The organism is Streptomyces sp. SID3343 (genome assembly GCF_009865215.1).
Classification (GTDB): Bacteria; Actinomycetota; Actinomycetes; order Streptomycetales; family Streptomycetaceae; genus Embleya.
The window spans coordinates 1-7,777 of record NZ_WWJX01001259.1 but is presented as its reverse complement, the minus strand read 5'-3'; the positions used below and the strand labels follow the sequence as shown (position 1 = coordinate 7,777).

Genomic DNA, 7,777 nt, shown 5'->3' with positions numbered 1-7,777 from the left:
GCGGGCGCGGTCGGCGCGGCGGCGGCGAGGAAGCCCAGGGTCAGGGCCGCGGTGCCGGCTGCGGCGGCGATCCGGTGGGAGAGGCGCATGGGTCACCTGTTCTTTCGGTCACGAACGCGAACGTGGGGGTACCGCCCGTGCGTTCGGGCGGCCGAAGCGAACCGACCCACACCGGCCCGTCGGACACCGTAGGACGATCCGCTCGGCACGGACAAGATGTGGCCGATCCCCTCGGACTCCGACCCGTACCCACCGTCGGTGGGGCTCCTGATCGTGTCGGCCCGGGCCTGCGCCGCGCACCGCACACGATCGGCTCGACGGTGCCCAGGCGAGGAAAGGGGGTGCCGATCGGGGCTCGGGTTGTGATCATGGGCGGGCAAGTTCGCTGTATGTAAGGAGCACGGAACCATGACGTCAGCCGTACCGCCCGAACCCAACGTGGTGCATCCGATGCCGGAGCAGACCCGGGTGGTGTTGCTCAAGCCACTGGTCACGTCGCCGTTGATCGAGGTCGGGGAGTTCTCCTACTACGACGACCCGGACGATCCGACCGCGTTCGAGACGCGCAACGTGCTTTACCACTACGGCCCGGAACGGCTGGTCATCGGCAGGTTCTGCGCGCTGGGCACCGGAGTTCGGTTCATCATGAACGGCGCCAACCACCGAATGGACGGCCCCTCGACGTTCCCGTTCCCGATCATGGGCGGTTCCTGGGCCGAGCACTTCGACCTGATCACCGGTCTGCCCGGTCGAGGCGACACGGTGGTCGGCAACGACGTCTGGTTCGGCTATCGCGCCACGGTGATGCCCGGGGTGCGGATCGGCCACGGGGCGATCGTGGCCTCCGGCGCGGTCGTCGTCGACGACGTCCCCGATTACGCCATCGTCGGCGGCAACCCCGCGCGTGTCATCCGCCGTCGCCACGACGACGCGGACATCGCCCGCCTCCTGTCCGTGGCCTGGTGGGACTGGCCGGCCGAGCACATCACCCGCCACGTCCGCACCATCATGTCCGGCAGCATCGACGAACTCGAAGCCGCGGCGCCGAAGCAGGATTAGGCGAAGGCGTGCGTGCGGGCGCCGCGGCTACTCCCCGTGGGACGGTCGCGTCGCCCGCGCGGCTTCCGCGTGGCGCTCGTAGCGCGCTCGGGTACGCAGGTCGCCCCAGTGCGCGGCGGCGAACACGAGCAGGGCGCACAGGACGAAGATCGTGATGTTGAGCGGTGAAGGCTCCATGAGCGGGAACGTAGCGGAAGTGGCCTGCGCTTACGAGGGCTTGCGGCATCCGACTCGGGACGGCGGGCCTCCATCCGACTGGGCGATGGGCTGCCGGCGCCGCCTGGTCGCTCGCACCCCGGCATCGAACTCCCCTCAACGCCGTACCCACACCCGTACGATGGCCCCCGACGTCCGGGCCGGCACCCGCCATCGCCCTTAACCCGTCGGGGAGTTCGCCGTCTCCGGCGGGGACGTGTGCGAGCGCGAACGCGGGTGCGTCCTCCGGCGGGGGTGGCGCCCTACCCGTACCGACCCGGGCACGGTACGTTACCGCTTCACCGGTTGCGCCGGCCGACCGTTCGAAGCTTGGAGACCCCGTGACGGTGTCGGCTCCGCCCGAGGACCCGCCGATCCCGAGCCTGGCCACGGCCGTACGCCGCGGCGTGTTACTGGGCACGGGCCTGTTGCAGCTGATCGTGTGGCGGCTCGCGGTCTGGAATCCGTGGAACGTCGACACACTCCAACACGCGACCCTGGAGAGCGGGTTCCTCGCCACCTCGGTCGTCCTGCTGTCCGTGTGCATCGAAGGATTGTGCACCTTCCGAGGCTGCTTCCCGCGGCTGCTGCTCTCCCTGGCCGCGTTCGCCTTCGCCTTGTTGACCCTGATCGCGGTATGGACGGCAGCCGGCTGGAAAGAAGAGGTGACCCAGGTCGCCGCCGTGTCGCCCGACGGCCGGGTACAGGCCGAGTGGGTGAACCAGAGCGGACCATTCGCCTCGTCGACGGGTCTGGTGTTGCGCACCTACCACGGGCTCAATCGCCATTCGACCGTGCTGACCTCGTGCAACTCCAAACCCGCCTCGGGCATCATCCGGTTCGCCGACAACCGAACGCTGGAGCTCGTCGACCGCAACGGCCGCGTCACCCGCGTCCACTTCGACAAGAACCTCGACCACCGGCGCGTGGGGCGCTCGTGCGGCGAGTTCCGAGGCTAGTGCCCCGCGCCCGTAGGGGCCGATCCGCTTGCCCGATTCTGCCGACGGATCTCCGGCGCAGGACACCAGCCCGCACAACCTCGCGGTCACCTCCGTCGCTCCCGGATTCGTGGTCACCGAGCGACAGGCGACGCAACCGTCCGACCCGGAGGGCGAGCGCCTGTGGGCGGAGAGCCCGTTCGGCACGATCGGCCTTCCCGACGAGATCGCCGCGGCCTTGCACTTCCTGGCGTCCCCGGCGGCGGCACGGCCCTCGGGAACCGTCGTCGACCTCAACGGAGAGCGCGACGGCAAGCCTTGACCTGACGTGCCCGACCACCCTCCGGCCGCACCCGACATCCTCATCGCGCCGAGACGAGACGAAACGCCGGTCCCCGGTCAGCGCGCCGAAGCCAAGTGCGCGTCGTCGGGGGAGCCTTGCAACAGCGTGGTGACCTCGCGGATCCGACGGAAGCGGCCGTCGTCGGCGAGTTCGGCGAACGAGTACACCGCGGTGGCGAACGCGCTGCCGTCCGCCTTGACCCCGTGCACGGTGAGGCGAGCGGCGTACCGGTCGCCGTCGCGCAGTTCCTCGTGCACGTCGACGCGCCCTCCGACGAGGCCATCACGCATGAAGCGGACGTGTTGCACGAACTCGCCTCGATCACTCCAGACGCCATCGGTGCATTGACGGTAGTCGTCGGTGAAGTGGGCCGAGACGGCCTCCTCCACGGCGGATGTCCGGTCGAAGAACAGCGCATCGAGTGCAGCTGCGATTCCCACGGTCATGGCGGACCTCGTCTCTCAAGCGTGCACGGTGCACGCTGTTGTAGTGAGCATATGCCATATACGTGCAGGATGCACGCTAAAGTGGGGGTGTGAATACTCCGACGCCGGGCGGCGAGGTCGCGGCAGCTCTCGGTGAACTGTTGGTCAGAAGCTCCCGGGCGCGGCTCCACCGCGCACTGACCGAAGGCCTGGGCGCGGACATCGACGAGGCCACCTACCCCGTCCTCAGCGGACTCGCGCGGCTCGGTCCCCGCACGGCGGCGGCACTGGCCTGCGACATCGGACTGGACCGCTCGGTGATCAGCCGCCACGCCACCCGGCTGGAGCGCGCCGGACTGCTGAGCCGGAGCGCGGATCCGTCGGACGCCCGCGCGACCCTGCTGACGCTGACCGACGCGGGCAACACCACCGTGGAACACATGCGCACACGCCTGGCCGACCACCTCGACCGCTACTTCGCCGACTGGCCCGAGCCACAGGCACAGGCGTTCGCCCACGCACTGCGCCGATTCGTGGACCAGGGCCTGTCGTTCGAAGAATCGCCGGCAGACGGCGCCAGGTCCTAGAGCCTGTACGGAGTTGTGATCAATCCTGTTCGTGAACCGGTGGAACCTTGCCGTGACGCGACGTGAACTCGACGACGACGAACGGCAGTTGATCGAACCGTTCCTGCCGATGGGCGCACGCCCCGCGGACTCAGGGCCGCCGGCTTCGTCCCAGCTCGGCCATGGTCGCGGCCGTGTGCCTCGTGGTGCCGGCGGCGTCGAAGCGGCCGGTCTCCTCGTAGCGGTCGGCCAACGCGGTCAGTGCCTCGACGACGGTGGCCGGGTCGGCGAAGCCCAGTTCCAGGCCGGTCGTCAGCGCGGTGACGGTGAACTCCAGGATGTCCACCAGGCGCGACGGCTCGCTGCCTCCGGCCACGCCCGACGTGTAGGCCGCCCAGCCGAGCATCCCGAACCGGGCGTGCGCGAGCCCGTTTTCCGGTTCGTCCTCGCGCACCCGCCCGACCTCGCCGATGGCGCCGATCAGGCAGCGGAAGGCCATCGCGTGATCGCCGAAGGCGGTGAACGCCGCCGCGCAGTCCACGAAGGCGTCCGCGGTGGCGAACGGCTGCGGCGTCGGACAGTCCTGGGTCAGCAGGTCGTAGGCCGTGGTCGCGCGGACCATCGCGCGACGCTCCTTGCCCTCGTCGGCCAACTCCCGGGCCCGCCGGGCGAGGGCCCGCCCACCGTTCCTGGGACCGAGGTCCGCAGATCGTCGACCAAAGCCCATGGCTGGTGTCCTCCGGTTCGCGTGCCGCGTCGCGCGGATCGGCTCCGGGAAACGGGGGCCGACATCGTATCGACGCGTCGACGCCGCATCGCGTTCCGAAATCCGGCGATCGGCCCGACGAGAGGCCGGGCCGACCGGAGGCCCGGGGCCGCCTCCCCACCGCGCGGCCCCGGGCCTGACCCGCGAGCACGGGCGTCAGACGAGGAGGTCCTCGTGGTTGTGGACGACGAGCCAGCCCTCGGTGGTGCGCCGGGACACCGCCGTGTTGCGGATGTGTTCGGGTGCCGGTGTCACGCCGTCGGCGCCCGGGGCGAACTCGACCCGCAGACGGTAGCGGGCGAGCGCGGTGTCGCCCCAGACGTCGATCACCTCGTCGCTCGCGTGGATGCCGGTCACCACCGGCGCGTCGGGCCCGGTGGGCCGCTCGGCGCGGATGCGGTCCAAGTCGGCGCGGCCGAAGAGGAGTTCGGGGGCGGACGAGTCCCAGATCGTGGCCTCGGGGTGGATGCGGCCGTCGATCCGGTCGCGGTCGCCGGCGGTGAAGCCGGCGTAGATGTCGAGCAGGGCGCTCCATACGGCGGCGCGGTCCTCGGCCGAGCCGGCGGATCGGTGGGCGGCGCGCGAGGCGGCGGGGTCGGTCATGGCGGTGGAGGTCCCTTCCGGGGTCGGGGTGGAGATGGGCATGGGACAGGGATGCCTCCCGCCGCCGGCGCACGTGGCGCACCGGCGGCGGGAGAGTGGCGCGGCTTCCCCGGGACCGGCGAGGTCGTCCCAGGCGAAGCCGGCGAATCAGGCGGCCAGGTCCTCGCGGACGATCCGCCCGCCCTGCATGACGAACGACAGCCGGCCGAGCGCGGTGATGTCGCTCAGCGGGTCGCCGTCGACGGCGACCAGGTCGGCGGTGAATCCGGGCGCGACCTGCCCCAACCGGTCCTCCGCCTTGACCAACCGCGCCGCGGTGGTGGACACCGACTGGAGCACGCGCAGGTTGTCCAGGCCGCCGCGGGCCATCAGGAACATCTCGTACACCGCCGCCGGTACGCCCTCGACCAGGTCGGCGGGCGGGATGTCGGTGCCGTTGACCAGTTGTACGCCTGCCGCGACCGCGCGCCGGAAGCTCTCCTGGTGCGGTTCGATCGCGTTCTGCGCGTTGGCCATCGAGGCTTCCTCGAAGTGGTTCTCGCGCATCCACCCCAGCGAGTTCGTCACGCACAGGGTCGGGGTGACGAACGCGCGACGGTCGGCGAGCAGACGCGCGGTGTCGTCGTCGAGCGCGTACGCGTGCTCGAAGGAACGCACGCCCTGGGCGAGGGCGGCCCGGATCGCGGCGGATTCCCCCGAGTGGGCGACCACGTACGCGTCGTGCTCGTGCGCGGCCTTGACCGTGGCGGCGATCTCCTCGTCGGTCATCTCCGCGTGCTCGAAATCCTCGCCCTCCCGGGCCAGGCCGGAGTTGATGAAGATCTTCAAGTGGTCGGCGCCCGCCGCGAGTTCGCCGAGCGCGGCGCGGTAGAAGCCGTCCGCCCCGCTCGCGTAGGAGCAGTCCGCGCCCTCGCCGTGCCCGTGCGGGGTGGACAGTGCGCGGCCCGCGCCGAAGATCCGCGGCGCGTTGATCCAGCCGCGCTTTTGCGCGTCGCGCAGGACCAGGTCGATCTGGTTCTGCTCGTGCACGCACCGCAGGGTGGTGATGCCGGCCCGCAGCGCGTCGGCGGCGCGTTGCGCGGCGCGGAACGCGGTCAGGCCGGGCGACTCGTCCTCGCGGGTGTCGGAGAAGGGGAAGACGACCGACAGGTGCGAGTGGCACGAGATCAGGCCCGGCAGCAGGTGGCGCCCGCCCAGGTCGTGCGCGGTCGCGTTGGGCGGCAGGGCGCCGCGTACCTCGGCGATCGTCGAGTCCTCGACGCGCACACTGCGGTCGCGCAGCACTTCGCCCGTGACGACGTCGACGACGTGACAGTTGGTCAGCCACATGAGTGCGGTCACCCGACTTTCGTGAGAGCCGGCGCGAGGACGGAACACGCCGCCCGCCGGTGCGGAAGGAACTCGACGAGCGCGGGTTCGTCGTCCGCGCACGCGTCGATCGCGATCGGGCAGCGGGGGTGGAACCGGCAACCGGTCGGCGGGAACGCCGGATCGGGAACGTCGCCGGGCAGGTCGACGGGCAGTTCGCCACTGCCGTCGGCGCGGGGCACGGCCGCGATCAGGGCCTTGCTGTAGGGGTGGCGCGGGTTGTCCCACACCTGATCGGTGGGGCCGCTCTCGACGACGGTGCCCAGATACATCACCGCGACGGTGTCGGCGATCTGGCGCACGATCGACAGGTCGTGCGAGATGAAGAGCAACCCCACGTTGCGTTCGCGGGCCAGCGTGAGCAGCAGGTTGGCCACCGACGCCTGGGCGGAGGCGTCGAGGGCGGCGATCGGTTCGTCGGCGACGATGCACGAGGGTTCGGCGGCCAGGACCCGGGCGATGGCGATGCGCTGGCGTTGGCCGCCGGAGAACGCGTGCGGGAAGCGGTCGGCGAACTCGGCGGGCAGTCCGACCCGTTCCAGCAACTCGCGGGCCACGCCGCGCCCTTGCTCGCGGCTGCCGCCGCCGAGCACGACGGCGTCGGAGATCTGTTCGCCGACCCGGCGACGCGGGTTCAGTGACGCGTACGGGTCCTGGAAGACCATTTGCAGGCCGCGTTGGCCGGTCGGCCGGGACCGTAGTCCCAGCGGGGTGACGGGGTGTCCGTCGAACTCGACGACGCCGGAGGCCGGCTTGATCAGGCCCACCGCGGCCTTGCCCAGGGTCGACTTGCCGCACCCGGACTCGCCGACCAGGCCGACGACCTGCCCCGGCGCCACGCTCAGATCCACGCCGGCCACGGCGCGCACGGCCGGCCGCCCGGGCGAACGGTAGGACACCGACAGGTCTCGCAGCCGCAACCCGGTGTCGGGAGCGGAGGACGACCCCGAAAAGACGGAGGACGCGGTCACGAGACACCCACCTTCGAAGTCGTGACGGCCAGTGGATCGATCGGGCACGCGCCGGCGTGCGTGGGCGTCAGCGCCAGCAGTCGCGGGCGCTCCTCGCCGCAACTCGCCACCGCGTGCGGGCAGCGCGGGTGGAAGGCGCACCCGGTGGGCGTGTGGCCCAGCTTGGGCGGCGTGCCCACGATCGGCACGAGCGCGGCCGTGCCGCCGTCGGGGTGGGGCAGCGCGTCGAGCAGGCCGCGGGTGTACGGGTGTCGGGGCTCGCGCAGCACGTCGGCACGGGGCCCGCTCTCCACGATCCGGCCCGCGTACATCACGCTCACCCGGTCGGCGAGCGCCGACATGACGCCGAGGTCGTGCGTGATGATCAGCACCGAGAGCCCGTTCTCGCGGCGCAGCCGATCGAGCAGGCGCAGGATGCCGGCCTGCACGGTGACGTCGAGCGCCGTGGTGGGCTCGTCCGCGAGCAGCAGCACCGGGTCGCACGCGAGCGCGATGGCGATCGCGATCCGCTGGCGCATGCCGCCGGAGAACTGGTGCGGGTAG

The 7,777-nt window shown here is 71.4% G+C and carries 11 protein-coding genes; 4 read left to right on the top strand and 7 right to left on the bottom strand.

What is annotated here, in order from left to right; all coding sequences use genetic code 11:
• Window positions 1-408: 408 nt before the first annotated feature.
• On the top strand, window positions 409-1,059 hold the full coding sequence (locus GT354_RS39755) for a CatB-related O-acetyltransferase (RefSeq protein WP_161361270.1): 651 nt from the start codon (window positions 409-411) through the stop codon (window positions 1,057-1,059).
• Between the two features lie 27 nt (window positions 1,060-1,086).
• Here the strand turns inward: GT354_RS39755 and GT354_RS39750 are convergent, their stop codons facing one another.
• The gene (locus GT354_RS39750; RefSeq protein ID WP_161361268.1) at window positions 1,087-1,236 is read right to left on the bottom strand and encodes a hypothetical protein; all 150 of its coding nucleotides are present in this window, start codon (window positions 1,234-1,236) and stop codon (window positions 1,087-1,089) included.
• Between the two features lie 359 nt (window positions 1,237-1,595).
• Here GT354_RS39750 and GT354_RS39745 point away from each other — a divergent pair, with 359 nt between their 5' ends.
• Both GT354_RS39745 and GT354_RS39740 read left to right on the top strand, forming a co-directional pair.
• Window positions 1,596-2,213, top strand: a complete 618-nt coding sequence (locus GT354_RS39745; protein ID WP_161361266.1) for a hypothetical protein — start codon at window positions 1,596-1,598, stop codon at window positions 2,211-2,213.
• Window positions 2,214-2,241: 28 nt separating this feature from the next.
• Window positions 2,242-2,514, top strand: coding sequence for an SDR family oxidoreductase (locus GT354_RS39740; RefSeq protein WP_202512817.1), 273 nt, complete (start codon window positions 2,242-2,244; stop codon window positions 2,512-2,514).
• Window positions 2,515-2,591: 77 nt separating this feature from the next.
• On the opposite strand, the gene GT354_RS39735 is transcribed toward GT354_RS39740, so the two are convergent.
• Window positions 2,592-2,981 (bottom strand): nuclear transport factor 2 family protein, encoded by a 390-nt coding sequence (locus GT354_RS39735; RefSeq protein ID WP_161361264.1) that lies wholly within the window; start codon window positions 2,979-2,981, stop codon window positions 2,592-2,594.
• An 89-nt stretch (window positions 2,982-3,070) separates the two neighbouring features.
• Here GT354_RS39735 and GT354_RS39730 point away from each other — a divergent pair, with 89 nt between their 5' ends.
• Window positions 3,071-3,547, top strand: a complete 477-nt coding sequence (locus GT354_RS39730; RefSeq protein ID WP_161361262.1) for a MarR family transcriptional regulator — start codon at window positions 3,071-3,073, stop codon at window positions 3,545-3,547.
• A gap of 130 nt (window positions 3,548-3,677) precedes the next feature.
• Here GT354_RS39730 and GT354_RS39725 read toward each other — a convergent pair whose 3' ends face one another.
• The 5 genes from GT354_RS39725 to GT354_RS39705 all read right to left on the bottom strand — a co-directional run.
• A complete protein-coding gene (locus tag GT354_RS39725; RefSeq protein WP_161361260.1) occupies window positions 3,678-4,253 on the bottom strand; it encodes a hypothetical protein in 576 nt (191 codons plus the stop codon).
• Between the two features lie 195 nt (window positions 4,254-4,448).
• Window positions 4,449-4,937, bottom strand: coding sequence for a DUF4440 domain-containing protein (locus GT354_RS39720; protein WP_237535902.1), 489 nt, complete (start codon window positions 4,935-4,937; stop codon window positions 4,449-4,451).
• Between the two features lie 105 nt (window positions 4,938-5,042).
• The gene (locus GT354_RS39715) at window positions 5,043-6,236 is read right to left on the bottom strand and encodes an amidohydrolase family protein (protein WP_161361259.1); all 1,194 of its coding nucleotides are present in this window, start codon (window positions 6,234-6,236) and stop codon (window positions 5,043-5,045) included.
• Window positions 6,233-7,234: an ABC transporter ATP-binding protein gene (locus GT354_RS39710; RefSeq protein ID WP_161361257.1), complete on the bottom strand. Its 1,002-nt coding sequence runs from the start codon at window positions 7,232-7,234 to the stop codon at window positions 6,233-6,235. The genes GT354_RS39715 and GT354_RS39710 overlap by 4 nt, the downstream gene beginning before the upstream one ends.
• The coding region (locus GT354_RS39705; protein ID WP_161361255.1) for an ABC transporter ATP-binding protein at window positions 7,231-7,777 on the bottom strand (547 nt) is incomplete at its 5' end. The genes GT354_RS39705 and GT354_RS39710, both read right to left, overlap by 4 nt.